The following is a 16,324-nucleotide window of genomic DNA, read 5'->3' as shown; positions in this document are numbered from 1 at the left end:
GCTCTATAATGAGAGCCTTAGATATTAAAGAAAGATTTTTTTACGTATTCTATAATGTTTTGCAAAAAAAAGTAACATTTTGCGCAAATAATGATGGTCTAAATGAAAATAGACTCATATAAGCGCGTGTTTTTAGCACAAACCAGATTTTTTTAGCAAATTGTAAGCATGTAAAACATCACGAAAGCGCTCTTCTGAAGCACGATTACCACCATTGGAATCAGGATGGTGCTTTTTTACCAACTCTTTATATTTCATTTTGATGTCTTCTGCTGAAGCGTTTGCCTGTAGTCCCAGTGTATCAAAAGCTTTTGCTTCTAAGGGCTTTAATTTTCGTGAAAACTTATTGCTTGAATGCTGCCCAGTAAAAAGCGTGAAGGGATCGCGCATGCGATTTTGATAGGCCGCTGTTCCAGAGCGAATCTTTGCATAATTCGCGGCTGTTTTTTTCGATGTACCATTGCTCAGATCTGTAGGCCATGTCGGACGATGTCCTGTGAGAGCATCCTTTTGAAATTTTGCGATATCTTTATTGCTAAGACCAGAGAAGTAATTAAAATTTTTATTATAGGCGCGTACGTGTTCAATACAAAAATATAAATATTGTCCTTCGTGATTTCGACCTGCTGGTGCTTTATGGGACCCTGTTTTTTCACAACCTTCCCACTGACACTGTTGTGCTTCTGGCTCAGCTTTTTGTTTTTTATTTGAGCTTATGCGAATTGAATCGAATAATTTAGATGTTATTGTCATATTATTGGTTTATGCAAAATTGATTAATTTTACAAGAATTGACTTTTGAAAAATTTGTTTTCACACTTATTCTATTATGAAAAAGGTGTATTTTTGCACGTTCATTTTGTTTGAGGAATGAAAAATGTCTATAGAAACAATCATCAACAGAAAGCTTCAGGATGCTTTTCATCCGCAGAAACTGGAAGTGATTAACGAAAGTCATCTTCATGAGGGACATCCTCATGATGAACATGCTTTTGATGGTAAAGGAGAAACACATTTTCGGGTGAAAATTTTATCTTCTTCTTTTTCCAATATGACGCGTGTAGAAATACATCGAGCGATTTATCAAGTTTTAAAAGAAGAGCTTGCTACTTGTGTTCACGCTTTGGCACTTGAGGTTGAAACACTCTAATTTTTTGATGAGACGTTTTTAGGAACGGGGATGGGCCTTTTGATAGATTTTTAACAAATGGTCTGTATCGACGTGGGTATAGATTTGTGTGGTGGAAAGACTAGCGTGCCCAAGAAGTTCTTGAATGGTGCGTAAATCTCCCCCCCGTGATAAAAGATGGGTGGCAAAAGAATGGCGTAGTGTATGAGGCGTTGCAGTTTCTGGTAAACCAAGGCTTGCACGTAAATTACGGACAGCTTTTTGAATAATGGCAGGCTGTAGGGGACCACCCCGCGCACCACGAAACATGGGTTGGTTGTCTATTAAAGGATATGGGCAGCATTGAAGATAATTTTGTACGGCTTCGTAAACAATTTTTATGAGGGGAACAAGGCGTGTTTTGCCTCCTTTTCCAGTTATAAATAAACTTGTTTTTTCAGGATCAGAAAATTGTTCTGGTGTGAGGCTTAAGGCTTCTGATATTCGCATTCCACAGCCATAAAGAAGCATGAGGACAGCAGCATTACGCGCGGTAATCCAAGGTTCATTTTCCAGTTGATTTTCTTGTTTGACTATGTGAAGTGCTGATTTTATCGCTAAAGATTTTGGGAGCGATTTGGGGTGTTTGGGGCTTCGGATAAGTTGAGCTGCGGGAACATTGACGATTCCTTCACGTGATAAGTATTTGAAAAAAGAACGGATGCCTGCTACTCCGCGGCTTAAAGAACGAGCACTTACATTATTTGTTCGCCGATAAGCAAGATAAGCACGCAAGTCACTAACGCGTAAATGAGCAAGATCTGTAAGGGTTGGTGTATGGCTTAAGTGTTGACAGAGAAAAGACAAAAATTGCCGCGTATCACGTTCATAGGCTTGCACTGTTTGTGCTGACATACGACGTGTTTGGGTAAGACACTCTAACCAATTTTTCCTTGCGTTTAAAATTGCATGGTCTGCTGGAATGAGAGGAATATTTTCATCTTTTCTCTTGTCGTTTTTGATAGGCATTATCTAGTTGAGAGTTTCTTTCTTTTTAGATTTTTCATCGTTAGAATGACCATTTTTGTTTTGGGGTTTCTCTTCACGATTGATAAGCTGCTTTTCACCTTTGAGAGAGAGTATTTTCAAAAGATTGTGCGTTGACATCAAATGCGCAAAAATTAATCCTAAAAAGCCATTTTTATGAAGTTTGGCAAGTTGGCTTGCTGATAATTTATTCAATTTTTCTTCATCAACAACCCAAAAATGTTCCAATTGCGCTGAGAGACCTTTATCGTTTTTCACATTGATGGATTTTTGGCTTAGAAGATCCATTTCTACAAGAGCATCAATAAACTCAGAGGTTTTCTCCATAGCGATTTTAAAACTTTCAAGAAAGCGAATACGTTCTTCCATAAAAGGAGAAATAGAGCCATCGGAATTAAAAAGTTCTGTTCCTGCAACTTCATTAAACATACCGGACTGTTGATCAAAGCACACAGAAAGTTCTTTTTCATTGCTAATTTGTGCCAAAACAAAAGGGTAGCGGCGGACAAAAGCAGGAACATAAGTATTGTTTTTCCAACTTTTATCAGAAGCGATATAGTCATTTTCGTCATTAGAAAGACCGACAAGAGCTGCGGATGTGTAGTGCCGTTTTTTTTGTTCATCTTCAGCGCACATAAATAAAATAGGATAGTCTAGTGCTGCTTGAAAATATTCAGTACTTGCTAAAGGAACCCAATGAGTATCCTTGGCAAAAGACATATCACTTGGAGGAGCAAATTTTAGATTTTTATGGGAAATTTTGTTGATTGGTGTGATATCTTTGTAAAATAGCATAATATTTGCCATAAGACTTTCTCCTTTATTAATTTGTTTTTGTTACCAAGAAAGGTCTTTTAGAAGATTGTCTCATATGGCAACAAGATTGAATAGAAAACTATAAGATTGAAGGGTTCATTTTTGAGAGATAATATTTTTGCATGAAGTATAATAAAGAAAAGCTTAAAAATAAAGTCTATCTTGCCATTATTGGTACGCCTCATGGTGTAAAAGGGGATGTTTTTGTTAGAATTTTAAGTGCTGATCCCCAGCGTTTCAAGTCTTATGGTACTCTTTATGATGATATGGGGCGTTCTTATGACATTGTAACTCTTCGCATGCAAAAAAATAAGGCGATTGTACGTTTTAAAGGGATAGAAAATCGTAATACTGCTGAGTCTTTAAATGGTATTCGCCTTTATGTGATGCGTGATCAATTAATTGATGATTTGATGGAGGATGAGTTTTATCAAGTCGATTTAATAGGTTTGTGTGTCCAAGATTGTGGGGGAAAAATCTTAGGTGAGGTATGTGGTTTTTTTAATTTCGGGGCTGGTGATTTGCTTGAAATACGTTTGAATACGGGTAAAAGAGTTCTTATTCCCTTTAGTAAGGCGGCAGTACCAGAAATTTGTATGGACTCTGGTTTTCTTGTTGTTGATCCCATGGCAGCTGGTTTTAGCGATAGAGGAGAAAATGATAAAAAGGAAATAGCTTGAATCTAAAAATAAAGATGAAGGTAAAAAACAACAGATGAATTTCGTCAATAAAAAGTGGAATGTGTGAAAATATTAAAAATGCTCTTTTGAGCAGATATTGTAAGCACTTTATTTCGAAATAGTCCTGAATTTTTAGAGTCTTTTTTTAGTGTAAGTATTTAGAAGGATCGTATTGAATATGGCGCAGATCAAGGAGACTCAGATTAACGCTATGGCGTTAAAAGTCTTGTTTGTGCTATTTTTGCTATTATAGAATCTGTTTAAGAAAATAAGGATAAGAAATAAAATGAAATTTCAGGCGCGCGTTTTAACCCTTTATCCTGAAATGTTTCCTGGTTTTTTAGGGTATTCTTTAGCAGGGCAAGCTTTAGAGCGTGGAATTTGGTCACTGGAGACGGTACAGATTAGGGATTTTGCTTTAGATAAACACCATAGCGTTGATGATAAACCTGCTGGTGGGGGAGCTGGTATGGTAATGCGGGCGGATGTATTGGCGGCTGCTCTTGATTGCTGTCCACAGGATTCGCCAAGATTGTTGATGAGTCCACGTGGACGCCCTTTTGACCAAGCTTACGCGCATAGCTTGGCTCGTGATACGGGTGTGACGTTAGTTTGTGGACGTTTTGAAGGGGTTGATGAGCGAGTCATAGAAGCACGAGAATTAGAAGAGATTTCTATTGGTGATTATATTCTTTCAGGGGGTGAAACAGCCGCATTGGTTATCTTAGATGCTATTATACGTCTTCTGCCCGGAGTGATGGGGAATGCAGCTTCTGCAAGGTGTGAAAGTTTTGAAAATGGCTTGCTGGAACATCCGCAATATACACGCCCTTCTCTTTTCGAAGGGCGGGGTATTCCGCCTGTATTGCTCTCAGGTCATCACAAAGCGATCGCAGATTGGCGTCAAAGCCAAGCCGAATTGTTAACACGTCAACGTCGCCCTGATCTTTATGCGCGTTATGATAAAAATCATCAGAAAACTTGATTCATATGATAAGGTGGTGTATTGCATGGCTCTCTTTTTAGAGAGTTTTTTATAAAAGGTTTTCTGTAGTTCCAAAATTAAAATGAAGGAATGGTGTATTCGCTCCTGTGTAAGACATAGCCTAAAGAGCTCCTTATTCTTAATAAAGGCTTTTTTGGTAAGAGTTGAGCGCTCTGACTGTTCGATAAAGAACGTGAAGGATAAAAGAAATGAATATTATCGCACAGCTTGAAGCTGAACAATGTGCAAAAATTGAAGAAAAGCGCCAATTTCCAGCATTTCAGCCAGGAGATACAGTCCGTGTTATGGTGCGTGTGACAGAAGGTACACGGACGCGTGTTCAGGCTTATGAAGGTGTTTGTATTGCACGTTCAGGTGGTGGGTTGAATGAGACCTTTACAGTACGCAAGATTTCTTACGGTGAAGGGGTGGAGAGGGTATTTCCTGTTTTTTCTCCTTTGATTGAAGGTGTTGAGCTGGTGCGCCGTGGTAAAGTGCGCCGTGCAAAACTCTATTATCTGCGTGGCTTGAGAGGTAAAGCTGCGCGTATCGCTGAAAAGAGAGATTATCGGAAAAAAGCTGAAAAGGTTGTTGAGAAAGTAGAAGCAGCAGCCGTAAGTACAGATGTTGAAAAGCAAGTTTCTGAGTAAAGATTATATCGGCTAAACTTTATGCAAAAGCGGCTTTTATGCCGCTTATTTGTGTCTTTCTTGATTCGTTTTGCCTTTTAAAAGGCTTGGAGGAGACATAAAAATGTTTAATCTATCAATTTTCCCTCTTTTTATTCTTAATCATGGGTGCAGTTTAAGAGACTATTGCATATATCGTGGATACTCAAAAGGATAAGTTTAATCTGAAAAAATGTCTGTTTATATTTGGAAAATATTTTAGACCTTTGACGTGAAGATAAAAGTGTATTAGATTAAGGCGAGTTTTGCGGATCATATCCGGGGAGTAATCGGTTTTTTTATGCGTGACCTTTAATCCGTTATTTGAGACAACCGACCTGTAATATCGGTATCTTGAGATGCCAAACAAGTAAAAACGAGAGAGTATGTTTAGTCGTTTTGCGCGAACTTTTTCGTTCATTGCGGTTGCAAAAACCAGGTCAGGATATTTTATGATAAACCAGGTCAGGATATTTTATGATAGAGACAACTAGGATAAAAGAGCGCCCTCGTTCCCCTCATATAAGCATTTATCGTTGGACAATTACTATGGCCATGTCTATTGCACACCGCATTACGGGTATGGCACTTTATGTTGGAACGGTTTTTCTTGCTGTTTGGTTAATTGCTATTGCGTGTGGCGAGGAGACATTTAGAACAGTTTACGAAATTTATAGTTCTTGGTTTGGATTGTGTATTTTGTTTCTTTATACTTTGGCAGGGGTTCATCACATGGTTGGTGGTGTTCGCCACATTGTTTGGGATCTGAAGCCTTGCCTTTTGGCAAAAGAAAAGGCAACAGTCACTGCGTGGGCGACAGTGTTTATTTCTCTTATTGTTACTTTTGCGATTTGGATTATTGGATATACCGTTGTTTAGCTGGGGGTGAAAAGAGATATGAAAAAAGATTTTCGAACGGAACTTGGAAAAGTACGGGGGCGTGGCAGTGCTCATGAAGGAACAGAGCATTTTTGGCTAGAACGTTTGACAGGGTTTATCAATCTACCACTTTTGATATTTTTTATTGTTCTTATTCTTTCGCTTGTGGGCAAGGATTATAGTATTGTGCGTGCACGGCTTGCACATCCTATTGTTGCTATTTTGATGGGATTGATGACTTTTTCGGTCCTTTATCATATGAAACTTGGTATGCAGGTGGTGATTGAAGATTATATTCCACGTGAAGGTTTTCGGATATTCTTTTTGACGTTAAATATTTTATTTTGTTTTCTCGTAGGTGGTATCATTATTTTTTCTCTTTTGAAAATTGCATTAGGGGGTTAAACAAGTATGGCGGGTACAGGATCATCTCTGGGCGCTAAAGCAGGTAACGCCCCTTATCGCACTGTAGATCATAAATTTGATGTTGTTGTTGTTGGGGCAGGTGGTGCAGGATTACGTGCAACATTAGGTATGGCGGAACAAGGATTAAAGACAGCTTGTATTACGAAGGTTTTTCCAACGCGCTCACATACGGTTGCAGCACAAGGGGGGATTGCTGCATCGCTTTCAAATATGGGGCCTGATAATTGGCAGTGGCATTTATATGATACCGTGAAAGGTTCTGATTGGTTGGGCGATACCGATGCAATGGAATATTTGGTGCGTAATGCTCCTGCTGCTGTGTATGAATTAGAACATTATGGCGTTCCTTTTTCGCGAACGCAAGAAGGCAAAATTTATCAGCGTCCTTTTGGTGGACATACGACACAATTTGGTGAAGGTCCACCTGTTCAGCGTACTTGCGCAGCAGCTGACCGTACAGGCCATGCCATTTTGCATACGCTTTATGGACAAAGCTTAAAGCATAATGCGCAATTTTTTATTGAATATTTTGCCCTCGATCTCATCATGACGGATGGGGTTTGTACGGGGGTTGTGGCATGGAATCTCGATGATGGTACAATACATCGTTTTTCTGCCAAAATGGTTGTTCTTGCAACCGGTGGTTATGGACGCGCTTATTTTTCTGCGACATCGGCGCATACCTGTACGGGTGATGGTGGTGGAATGATCGCACGTGCTGGATTGCCACTTCAGGATATGGAGTTTGTGCAATTCCATCCGACAGGGATTTATGGTTCTGGTTGCTTAATTACAGAAGGAGCTCGGGGTGAGGGGGGCTATTTAATCAATTCTGAGGGTGAACGCTTTATGGAGCGCTATGCACCTTCCTTTAAGGATTTGGCTTCACGTGATTTGGTTTCGCGTTGTATCACTCTTGAAATTCGTGAAGGGCGTGGCGTGGGACCTAAGAAGGACCATATTCATTTGGTTCTCAACCATATTGATCCTGCAATCTTGCACGAGCGTTTACCAGGAATTTCGGAATCAGCTCGGATTTTTGCAGGGGTGGATGTAACAAAAGAACCTATCCCCATCTTGCCAACGGTCCATTATAACATGGGGGGAATTCCTACCAACTACTACGGGGAAGTTCTCAATCCAACGGCTGATTCGCCTGATCGTATTCAACCAGGGTTGATGGCGGTAGGAGAAGCGGGATGTGCTTCTGTTCATGGGGCTAATCGCTTGGGGTCAAATTCATTGATTGATCTTGTGGTGTTTGGTCGTGCTGCTGCTATTCGCGCAGGTAAAATTATTGATCGGAATGCAGAAATTCCACCCCTGAATGAAGCTGCTGTTGATGAAATTATAGCACGTTTTGATCGTTTGCGTTTTGCAAAAGGGGCGGTACCAACAGCGGTATTGCGTGAAAAAATGCAACGCACGATGCAAGAAGATGCGGCTGTCTTCCGTACAGAGGATTCTTTGCAACAAGGATGTCAGCGGATGAATAAAATCTGGGAGGAATTGTCTGATATCAAAGTTACAGATCGTTCTCTGATATGGAATTCTGATTTGGTTGAAACATTAGAGCTTGAAAATCTCATGGCGAATGCAATCATGACTGTTTATTCGGCGGAAGCACGTTTAGAAAGCCGCGGTGCCCATGCGCGTGAAGATTATCCAGAGCGTGATGATAAAAATTGGCGTAAACATACGCTTTCACATTTGTCAAAAGAAGGTAAGGTGACGTTATCATATCGACCTGTCCATGTGGACCCGTTAACATCTGAAGCTGATGGTGGGATCGATTTAAAGCGCATTGCACCTAAAAAACGGGTTTATTAAGGGGAGACTGAAATATGGTACAAATTAAGCTTCCTAAAAACTCTCAGGTAAAACCGGGAAAGGTTTGGCCTAAACCTAAAGGTGCTAAAAAACTAACAGAATTTCACGTTTATCGTTGGTCGCCTGATGATGAGGAAAATCCTCGTTTAGATACCTATTACGTAGATCGTTCCGCTTGTGGCCCGATGATTCTTGATGGGCTTTTGTTTATTAAAAACCATATTGATCCAACTTTGACACTTCGTCGATCTTGCCGTGAAGGCATCTGTGGTTCATGTGCGATGAATATTGATGGAACCAATACATTAGCTTGTACCAAAGGGATGGATGATGTAAAACATCCCATTAAGGTTTATCCGTTGCCTTCCATGCCGGTTGTTAAAGATTTGGTTCCTGACTTGAATCGCTTTTATGCGCAACACCGAGTTATTGAGCCTTGGTTACAAACAGTTTCTCCTGAACCTGCAAAAGAATGGTTACAAAGTCACTCCGATCGCCAAAAAATCGATGGCCTTTATGAGTGCATTTTGTGTGCGTGTTGTCAGACTTCATGTCCAAGTTATTGGTGGAACGGTGATCGTTATTTGGGGCCCGCTGTTTTGCTTCAAGCTTATCGCTGGATTGCGGATTCACGTGATGAGATGTGTGGTGAACGTCTTGATAATTTAGAAGATCCTTTCCGCCTTTATCGTTGTCATACGATTATGAATTGTGCCCAAACTTGTCCAAAGGGATTAAATCCAGCGAAAGCGATTGCTGAAATTAAAAAACTCATGGTTGAACGCCGCCTTTGAAAATTGACTGATTGATCAAAAGAAAGCGCAAGGTGGAAAATTCTATCTCCTTTTAGCAATTAAATCTCTAAAAAAAGATCGGCTGCTTATGGGAGCGCAGTAGCTATAATCATTCTAAAAGTGAAGTAATCCCTAAAAAATTAAGCAATCCTTGCAATGGCTGAGCAGAAAACTCATAGTTGAAAATTGATCAATTAACGAACAGTAAAGTAAAAAACAGAAAATTGTGCGTTTTTTTTGTGCCTTTTTGAGGCTTAATCTCTAAAAATTTATTGGCTTCTATGAGGCGGTTAGTATAGTTATTATTGCCTTTAAAAAGGCTTTAGTTTTTTGAGTAGACTATACTTTAAATAGGCATTCTATGTAAAAATAATAAAATCAATATGCCATGTGTTTTTATTTTTATTAAATTCGTATCAGAATTTTTATTTTGATGCAGATTCAATTAATCATTTTTTATAAAAAACGATAACTCTGTATAAATATAGCACAAAAAATAAATGCTGATACAAATATTATAACGCATGTAAATTATCTAAATGAAATACAAAGGAGTGATCATTATGACAATTCGTCATTTTACGACACATTTATTATAATATCGAAAACATTGCTAATATTCAGGGATTAGGAATTTTTGATAATATCATTATATATAAAGGTCATATTTTTATTTTAAAGATTGGATTGTTAATCGCATTAAACAACAAAATTTATAGTTCTCAAAAAATGGAGAACGTAAAATCCCTCTCTATTGTAGAGATAGATCATATAGTTAAGGGGGGTAGTAATTTAAAACTATTGTAACGTCATAGATTTAAATTCACTAAAGAGCAAATAAGACGTTTGAAAAATATCAAATTTATAGTTTTTCCCGAAAATTTAGAAAACACTAGTGAGAATTCTAAGAACACGTGTTGCGAATGTGGAATAAGGGCTGTTTATAGGTTCATTTGAGTTGAATGAATTCAATCATCAAGAAAACATGTTATATTTTTTGCGTTTCGTAGGTTTTGATTTTATATGTTTTTATCTATAAAAAATAGAGATTTCTAGGTTTAGGTCTTATTTATTATGTTAGAGGGTTTCATTTTTTCTTGTATATATGCTGAAGAAGATTATTTAAGCAGTAAAAGTGTTTCTTATTTTATTTTTTAGCATAAAAGATATTTCTTAACATGAAAGAGAGGTGCCTAAGTATTAACGATATAATCAGCCATTGTTTTGGTATTTATTCTGTTCTACCGTAAAAACACTATCGTATTTAGGATTTGGTAATTAGAGTGGTTAGAAGGTGAAATCTGCTAGGTGAGGGGGCGGATTGTTTGCAGATCAGTGAGTGTTAAGAAGCTTCGTCCTTTGAGGTGTGGTAGGTGGAGTCTGTTAGCCAATTACGTAAACTAGAGCGAAATATATGTGGACAGGTTTTTAACCTAACCTCTCTTATATATTGTGATAGGAAATTCACATTGATAAGGACTACGACCGGTTACAGAAAACAGAAATCATTGCGAAAAAACAAGCGTGCTTGTTTTAAAATTTTTAAGGGCATGCAAAATTTCCTGTAGTATCACGCAGACCGTTCGTATTCTCGAGCCAAGAATTGTTCATATATCCTCTTCAATCTGATTTTCACGAATTGATGCAAGATATGGGTACGAACACCTGTAAAAATACGAACACCTGTAAGAATAAGCAGATGCAAAGCCAGTTGTATCATTATTGTTGCTTTGCAGAGTGTTTGATAAAAATCTGGAACATTTTTCCAATTCATTGCCGGTTTATTAATGACTTTATGGCGTTGTTTTTCTAAAAGAGCTTTTGCTGTTGCAGCTTTTACTTATCAGATGGGAGTTAAGAGTATTATGTATCTCTGTTGGCGTAATCTTTGAAAGTCGCTATACAGCCTCCTAATTTGAGGAGAATATGAAGCTGTAAAGGTGAAAACCAGTTTCCATTTTTAGCATCATTTTTTAATTCTGCTTTACGACTTCTAAAAGCATTTAGAGTAATGTCTTTTAAATAATAGAGATTACGCATTGCTTCACGCTTTTGTTTCTCTCGTTCTTTAATAAGATCGAAACCCTTATGTAAAACAGAACGCCCCGAACCAAATACACTTTGCTTGTCAATTTACACGCTTGTTTTTAAGAAACCTTTCTTTAAGGTGCCTAAGCTTATTTCATTACAGAGCTCGTGGATGGTATAATGGTAAAGCCCCGATGAATAATATAAAATTTATAGAGCATCTCCATTTTTATACTTCATAAAAGAGCAAGTTGGGCGTCATTAGACACTTTGCCAACTCCCAATGTTGTTACAATTTTGGGCATTTTGGATGGTTTATAAAAGGCATTTTTAGTGCTTTTTTGTACAGTTTCATTCTATACGGTTTTATTTACTTATAATGTGCAAGAGACATGGTTTTGGTTAATAAACAGCTTTGAAATGAGAGAATCCTACGGTACTAAGATCTTTTATCCAAAACGCAAAATAATGAACACTCTTTATAAGTCAATGTGATGCATCTTAAGAAGAGGGATTTTAGATCTGTTCTTTTAGGAATTTTCGCTTTTTGAGGTGCAGAGAAGAGAGCCGGAATATTCAGAGTAGAGCTTACCTTATGGAATCTATGGATATCGTCTTTAGGAGAGGGACATAAGCCACGTAATATGGTTAGCAAAGCTTGTTTAAGAGAAATTTGGTTGTTTACGAACAACTGGAGGTTAAGAATCTTTCTTCGTCCGAAGAAGACGTCGATATGTCACTATACTTTTTATTACCAAATAGAATGTGGTTTATGGATGCTAAATCGAAATGATAATTTATTTCGTATGAGGTTTTCCATATTTGGAGATTGTTTGGTTAAAAAACATATTTATTAATCACTTGAAAATAGCGCTTAGAATTTTTAAACGATAAGTTTTGGTCTTGATGACGATAATTATTTGTGATGATCGAAAGTACCTATTTTACGAAGCTTTCATTGATAGGCGAATCAAAATTTATTCTTTTCTTTTGTTTAAATATTTATTTTGCAGCTATTTTTTCTTTTTTGCATCAAAGATACTTTTTCAAAAGGTAAATGGAAAGAATGATCAAAGGCAAGAGAATAAAGAAAGCCTTATGTATAATTTGGTTTTCTCGTAGAGTTGTTGTCTATTAACTTTTTTCTTTTTTTCTTCATGAAGAGTGTAGAAAATCCATTGGAGAAGCAAAGAGAATAGGAAAAGTTAAAAAAATAGCCGTAACAATTAGTTACGGCTATTTTTGTTTGCTTCATATTACCGAGAGAGAAAGCTCCCCTTAAGCGATTTTTGATTTAGCAAAAATCGGGTCGTAAAAGACTTCAGTGAGTTTTCTATCTTTAAAGAACAACACTACGTCAACTGTTGTATAGAGAACGATTTTTATCATTTCTAACTCGAGTTGCCGGCCAATTTCTGATCTTTTAATCAAGGTGGCACATCTCTCAAATGTCTGCAAAGCGCTGTTGGCATGCGTTGTTGTAATCGACCCGGGATGACCAGTGTTGAGCGAATTGAGATATTCCCATGCTTCATTGCCTCGCAATTCAGCGAGAAAAATTCTGTCAGGCGACTGACGCATACATGCATCTAGGCATTCTTCAGCTGAAACACGGCCTACATTGTTACCATAAATCATATGTACATGATTGGGATGATTGGGTAGAAAAAGCTCATGAACATCTTCAATTGTGATAATACGCTCCTCTACAGGAACCTTTTCAACTAAAGAGCGAGCAAATGTTGTTTTACCAGATCCTGTTTTGCCTGCAATAATAATGTTGCGTTTGTGAAGGACGCATTCTTCCAAAAATTCAAGAATTTTTCCCTCACGTTTACTTTGTAAGAGTTGAACTTCAAATGGTTCCAACCGTGTGAAGTCCTGCTTCGATAACAAATTATTGGCTTCTTTTGCTGAAGGCTTATTAAAACTTACATCAGAAAAATCGTCAAATGCCCCTTCTTCTTTGAGTTCTTCTAACGTCTTAACTATGAGAGAATGTTTACGAATTACAAAGGAAAGAGCACCATCAACAACAGCTGGTGTTTGTATAATTGTACCACGTTGTCCACCAGGCAAGAGCACATAATTAATACTTCTGGGAGCCATACCGTTATAAACGATAATAGCTGTAATAAGCGTTTGCAAAAAAGTGGTTGTTAACTCTGGTACGCTATGTACTTGCCAACCCTTAAAGCTTTTCGTCCATACTTCACAGGGGCGGCAAATAGATAATTCAGTGATCGTGGGATCTTCTAAAAAACAATCAAGCGGTTGCAGAAGCTGAAAAACTGCTTGATCTTTTTGTATCGAGTTAACGTGTGACGAGACTGTAGACATCGCTGAAATCCAGATCACGAGCAACAAAAATATTTACTCGTTCGCCTTGGTTTTTGTAAAGTGTTGGTGTGATATTGATGGAATTTTGAAGAACATCGATTGCTATAGATTCAGCATTCTGAGCTCCTTTATTTTGTGAGTTATCTTTATTTTCTTTGCTGCTTTTACCAACTTTTCCTCTTACCCATTCTCCTAAATCACCGATAATGCTTACCATAATTGCACTACCAAATCTTTCCCAAAAATGTCTGTCAACCCAGCCACCAATACCTGCTTCACCCAGAGGACCTGTGCCTGGTGAGTCAAGATTGACAACAACACCAGAAGGCGTTTCAATGCGTAACCATTGCACAAATACGCGCGTTTGTCCTTGTTGTATGCCACTTTGGTAAAAACCAACGACTTTAGAACCACGGTCAAGCAAAACAACACGTCCACTTGTGGAATAAATATCGCGTGTTAAATGACACGTTGTCATTCCGGGTTGTGATGTAATGATTTTTGTTTCTAACGTACAATCTATTTGCGTTCCTTGTGTAATCAAAAAGTCACGGTTACGAAGTTGCATCGCATGTGATTGACCTAAACGCACGGGCTGAAGGTTATCAAATAATACGCCATTACCTCTATCATTATTCGATGCTTTATTATTTGTATCTGTAGATCCTTCGCTACCACCGTTGTTAAGGCTAGAACTGAGCATACGTTTGCGTGCTAATTCTTCAGAATCTTGGAGCATATGTGGAGGAATGGCTGTTTGAAGAAGTTTACTCAATGCCGGTGGAATATCCAAGTTTGAATCTTCTGTTTGTGTTGATTTTTCTGCTTCTTCTACAATCTTTGGCTCTTCTATAATCCGAGGGACATAGTTTGGTATAATTTGCTGTACTATTTGTTGTGGTTTTTCTTCCTCAACCTCCACGGTATTACGCATTTTAAAAGCTTTCCAAGTCAAGGCAATCGGTATCGCTACTATGACAATAAGTCCTACCATTAACAATGCACGGGTACCTGGAATTGTTGGACGACGTTCAGAACCTAGTTCGGACCCTCCATAGGTACCTTCAATATGTTTTTGTTCGACGTTGTCCAGTTTTGTACCTTTTCCCTCTCCTTCCTTATTGTCAAACATCATTTTCCTCCTTTATTGATACGATAAACCACCGAAGATACTGTCCCTGTTGTGTTTGGTACGCCATTGGGGTCATAGGCTTCATTAAAAACAGCTAGAGCGCGTTTACCAAGCCGTATAAGCCATTTAGGATTGACCTTATGAACGGCGATAATATCATTAGAACTGCCGATAACGGTGCGTGGTATTAAGCTTTCATTACCTTCAGCATCTACGACATAAATCGATGGCATATCCATGTTAGCGGGAAATTTAAAGTAAGTAATACGCCCATTGTCCCAAGCATTTATCGGAGCAATATCTTGGTGACCACTCATGGTATAACTGAGATTATAGCCGTTGACGCTTTGGTGAAAACCACGTTCAATCGCAAGGCGTCGATTGTTTTCTTCTGACTTTTCATCGTTTGAATCGGGATAATGGAAAGCCAATTCATATGTTGATCCCGCACGGTCATTCCGAAATTGTAGTCGGAATTTATAACTCCGTTTGTCGGTTACAACGATGAGATTGGTATTGGCAAGTTCTGCTTTTGGTTTAATAAAAATATGCCGCCCTTTATGAGCAAAGGCATAGGCTTCAGAATCACCAAAGGCATGAGTTATGTACTGTTCACCTTCTTCAAGAATAATATGTGTTGCCACACCAAGAACTGTTTCAATTTGAACCACATCCGCTTCGTTATACGTTATATAGCGAATGCGGTGATCATATTGTGAATTTGATGGACTTTTGAGCGCCTGCACAGGTACCGTATAAAGAGAAGAAAACGAAGACAATAGAACAACGAACGCAAGTTTTTTCATAACAATCAATTCCTTAATCATTCAACAGTATTTCTGGGTCAGAACGGTAACTTGTTACTTGAAAACCAAGGGGGTTAAGCAATCGATCAGATGATTTCATGGGTGCACCAACATAGGTGTAACCAATTGTTGCAATTTGGTGCTGTTTTGGTCCAGTAGCAGCACCGTTGCTGTCAAGTTGCTGAGTCGTAAAACGTACAGTTGCTTGACCGAGTCCATTAGGCTGGATTGATCGTACTTTAACTGTGATACGTGCTTTGTTGGAAAGCACTTTGTCCCGTGCATTTTCTCCATCATAGATTTTATAATATTCTTGTTGAACAGATGCCGCACTTAAAAGTGCTGTCGTGTCATAGTTCAGTTGAATGGTATCGTAGTCGTAAGTTTCGCGGTTAAGCACATATTGATTTAGCCAATATCTATCTACAACTTCACCATAGCTTTCTTCGTGTTCACGCATGATTGAGATAACATCAACTGCACCCGTCGTATTATCAACGCGCAATACTAAGGGAGTTGGAGCTGGTTGAGAAAATCCAACAACTCCACATATCATACCGAATAAGCCAAAAAGACCCACAGTACTCGCAACACGCCATGCCGTTCTGCGCGACCTTATAAATTCATTGATAAGATCACGTTCTAAGCCACGGCTTTCTTCATAATAACTTCTAAGTTGTTCGGCTTTCACTGGTTTTGCTTGTTTTGTTTTCATCTGTCTCCTCGCTTGATTTCGGCAGGGATTGTTTTATTAATAGGCACACGGTTCCTATCATTGGGCTGTT

General features: G+C 38.4%; 16 protein-coding genes. 8 read left to right on the top strand and 8 right to left on the bottom strand.

Annotation, left to right across the window (positions count from 1 at the left end):
• Nucleotides 1–132 precede the first annotated feature (132 nt).
• Nucleotides 133–753, bottom strand: a complete 621-nt coding sequence (locus ACFIML_RS01665; protein WP_375606021.1) for a J domain-containing protein — start codon at nucleotides 751–753, stop codon at nucleotides 133–135.
• A gap of 124 nt (nucleotides 754–877) precedes the next feature.
• Between ACFIML_RS01665 and ACFIML_RS01660 the strand changes: the two genes are divergently transcribed.
• Nucleotides 878–1,150: a BolA family protein gene (locus ACFIML_RS01660; protein ID WP_375606020.1), complete on the top strand. Its 273-nt coding sequence runs from the start codon at nucleotides 878–880 to the stop codon at nucleotides 1,148–1,150.
• Nucleotides 1,151–1,168: 18 nt separating this feature from the next.
• On the opposite strand, the gene ACFIML_RS01655 is transcribed toward ACFIML_RS01660, so the two are convergent.
• Nucleotides 1,169–2,137, bottom strand: a complete 969-nt coding sequence (locus ACFIML_RS01655; protein WP_375608471.1) for a tyrosine recombinase XerC — start codon at nucleotides 2,135–2,137, stop codon at nucleotides 1,169–1,171.
• 3 nt (nucleotides 2,138–2,140) lie between these two features.
• Nucleotides 2,141–2,962: a SapC family protein gene (locus ACFIML_RS01650; RefSeq protein WP_375606018.1), complete on the bottom strand. Its 822-nt coding sequence runs from the start codon at nucleotides 2,960–2,962 to the stop codon at nucleotides 2,141–2,143.
• 131 nt (nucleotides 2,963–3,093) lie between these two features.
• Here ACFIML_RS01650 and rimM point away from each other — a divergent pair, with 131 nt between their 5' ends.
• The 7 genes from rimM (at nucleotide 3,094) to ACFIML_RS01615 (ending at nucleotide 9,233) form a co-directional block, all read left to right on the top strand.
• The gene (gene rimM, locus ACFIML_RS01645) at nucleotides 3,094–3,651 is read left to right on the top strand and encodes a ribosome maturation factor RimM (RefSeq protein ID WP_375606017.1); all 558 of its coding nucleotides are present in this window, start codon (nucleotides 3,094–3,096) and stop codon (nucleotides 3,649–3,651) included.
• A 286-nt stretch (nucleotides 3,652–3,937) separates the two neighbouring features.
• Nucleotides 3,938–4,636, top strand: coding sequence for a tRNA (guanosine(37)-N1)-methyltransferase TrmD (trmD, locus tag ACFIML_RS01640; protein WP_375606016.1), 699 nt, complete (start codon nucleotides 3,938–3,940; stop codon nucleotides 4,634–4,636).
• Between the two features lie 209 nt (nucleotides 4,637–4,845).
• Nucleotides 4,846–5,286, top strand: coding sequence for a 50S ribosomal protein L19 (gene rplS / locus ACFIML_RS01635; protein WP_375606015.1), 441 nt, complete (start codon nucleotides 4,846–4,848; stop codon nucleotides 5,284–5,286).
• A 495-nt stretch (nucleotides 5,287–5,781) separates the two neighbouring features.
• Nucleotides 5,782–6,183: a succinate dehydrogenase, cytochrome b556 subunit gene (gene sdhC, locus ACFIML_RS01630; RefSeq protein WP_375606014.1), complete on the top strand. Its 402-nt coding sequence runs from the start codon at nucleotides 5,782–5,784 to the stop codon at nucleotides 6,181–6,183.
• Between the two features lie 18 nt (nucleotides 6,184–6,201).
• Nucleotides 6,202–6,588 carry a succinate dehydrogenase, hydrophobic membrane anchor protein gene (gene sdhD, locus ACFIML_RS01625; protein WP_375606013.1) on the top strand — a complete coding sequence of 129 codons (387 nt, stop codon included), beginning with the start codon at nucleotides 6,202–6,204 and terminating at the stop codon, nucleotides 6,586–6,588.
• Nucleotides 6,589–6,594: 6 nt separating this feature from the next.
• Nucleotides 6,595–8,439, top strand: coding sequence for a succinate dehydrogenase flavoprotein subunit (sdhA, locus tag ACFIML_RS01620; RefSeq protein ID WP_375687226.1), 1,845 nt, complete (start codon nucleotides 6,595–6,597; stop codon nucleotides 8,437–8,439).
• Between the two features lie 14 nt (nucleotides 8,440–8,453).
• Nucleotides 8,454–9,233, top strand: a complete 780-nt coding sequence (locus ACFIML_RS01615; RefSeq protein WP_375606011.1) for a succinate dehydrogenase iron-sulfur subunit — start codon at nucleotides 8,454–8,456, stop codon at nucleotides 9,231–9,233.
• 1,863 nt (nucleotides 9,234–11,096) lie between these two features.
• Here the strand turns inward: ACFIML_RS01615 and ACFIML_RS01610 are convergent.
• The 5 genes from ACFIML_RS01610 to ACFIML_RS01590 all read right to left on the bottom strand — a co-directional run bounded on the left by ACFIML_RS01610 (nucleotide 11,097) and on the right by ACFIML_RS01590 (nucleotide 16,254).
• Nucleotides 11,097–11,273, bottom strand: a complete 177-nt coding sequence (locus tag ACFIML_RS01610; protein ID WP_375606010.1) for a hypothetical protein — start codon at nucleotides 11,271–11,273, stop codon at nucleotides 11,097–11,099.
• Between the two features lie 1,266 nt (nucleotides 11,274–12,539).
• On the bottom strand, nucleotides 12,540–13,601 hold the full coding sequence (virB11, locus tag ACFIML_RS01605; protein ID WP_375606009.1) for a P-type DNA transfer ATPase VirB11: 1,062 nt from the start codon (nucleotides 13,599–13,601) through the stop codon (nucleotides 12,540–12,542).
• Nucleotides 13,576–14,733 carry a type IV secretion system protein VirB10 gene (gene virB10 / locus ACFIML_RS01600; RefSeq protein WP_375606219.1) on the bottom strand — a complete coding sequence of 386 codons (1,158 nt, stop codon included), beginning with the start codon at nucleotides 14,731–14,733 and terminating at the stop codon, nucleotides 13,576–13,578. The genes virB11 and virB10 overlap by 26 nt, the downstream gene beginning before the upstream one ends.
• Nucleotides 14,733–15,539: a P-type conjugative transfer protein VirB9 gene (gene virB9 / locus ACFIML_RS01595; RefSeq protein ID WP_375606008.1), complete on the bottom strand. Its 807-nt coding sequence runs from the start codon at nucleotides 15,537–15,539 to the stop codon at nucleotides 14,733–14,735. The genes virB10 and virB9 overlap by 1 nt, the downstream gene beginning before the upstream one ends.
• Nucleotides 15,540–15,552: 13 nt before the next feature.
• Nucleotides 15,553–16,254, bottom strand: a complete 702-nt coding sequence (locus ACFIML_RS01590) for a virB8 family protein (RefSeq protein ID WP_375606007.1) — start codon at nucleotides 16,252–16,254, stop codon at nucleotides 15,553–15,555.
• Nucleotides 16,255–16,324: the final 70 nt, after the last annotated feature.

Origin of the sequence: Bartonella sp. AC62GZZY (genome assembly GCF_042196525.1) — a bacterium.
Classification (GTDB): domain Bacteria; phylum Pseudomonadota; class Alphaproteobacteria; order Rhizobiales; family Rhizobiaceae; genus Bartonella.
This window is presented reverse-complemented; position numbering and strand designations above follow the sequence as displayed.

Excerpts from the sequence above, each read along its gene's own strand:
- ACFIML_RS01665 (WP_375606021.1), bottom strand. The coding sequence starts at position 753 with ATGACAATAACATCTAAATTATTCGATTCAATTCGCATAAGCTCAAAT.
- ACFIML_RS01660 (WP_375606020.1), top strand. The coding sequence starts at position 878 with ATGTCTATAGAAACAATCATCAACAGAAAGCTTCAGGATGCTTTTCAT.
- ACFIML_RS01655 (WP_375608471.1), bottom strand. The coding sequence starts at position 2,137 with ATGCCTATCAAAAACGACAAGAGAAAAGATGAAAATATTCCTCTCATT.
- ACFIML_RS01650 (WP_375606018.1), bottom strand. The coding sequence starts at position 2,962 with ATGGCAAATATTATGCTATTTTACAAAGATATCACACCAATCAACAAA.
- rimM (WP_375606017.1), top strand. The coding sequence starts at position 3,094 with ATGAAGTATAATAAAGAAAAGCTTAAAAATAAAGTCTATCTTGCCATT.
- trmD (WP_375606016.1), top strand. The coding sequence starts at position 3,938 with ATGAAATTTCAGGCGCGCGTTTTAACCCTTTATCCTGAAATGTTTCCT.
- rplS (WP_375606015.1), top strand. The coding sequence starts at position 4,846 with ATGAATATTATCGCACAGCTTGAAGCTGAACAATGTGCAAAAATTGAA.
- sdhC (WP_375606014.1), top strand. The coding sequence starts at position 5,782 with ATGATAGAGACAACTAGGATAAAAGAGCGCCCTCGTTCCCCTCATATA.
- sdhD (WP_375606013.1), top strand. The coding sequence starts at position 6,202 with ATGAAAAAAGATTTTCGAACGGAACTTGGAAAAGTACGGGGGCGTGGC.
- sdhA (WP_375687226.1), top strand. The coding sequence starts at position 6,595 with ATGGCGGGTACAGGATCATCTCTGGGCGCTAAAGCAGGTAACGCCCCT.
- ACFIML_RS01615 (WP_375606011.1), top strand. The coding sequence starts at position 8,454 with ATGGTACAAATTAAGCTTCCTAAAAACTCTCAGGTAAAACCGGGAAAG.
- ACFIML_RS01610 (WP_375606010.1), bottom strand. The coding sequence starts at position 11,273 with ATGCGTAATCTCTATTATTTAAAAGACATTACTCTAAATGCTTTTAGA.
- virB11 (WP_375606009.1), bottom strand. The coding sequence starts at position 13,601 with ATGTCTACAGTCTCGTCACACGTTAACTCGATACAAAAAGATCAAGCA.
- virB10 (WP_375606219.1), bottom strand. The coding sequence starts at position 14,733 with ATGTTTGACAATAAGGAAGGAGAGGGAAAAGGTACAAAACTGGACAAC.
- virB9 (WP_375606008.1), bottom strand. The coding sequence starts at position 15,539 with ATGAAAAAACTTGCGTTCGTTGTTCTATTGTCTTCGTTTTCTTCTCTT.
- ACFIML_RS01590 (WP_375606007.1), bottom strand. The coding sequence starts at position 16,254 with ATGAAAACAAAACAAGCAAAACCAGTGAAAGCCGAACAACTTAGAAGT.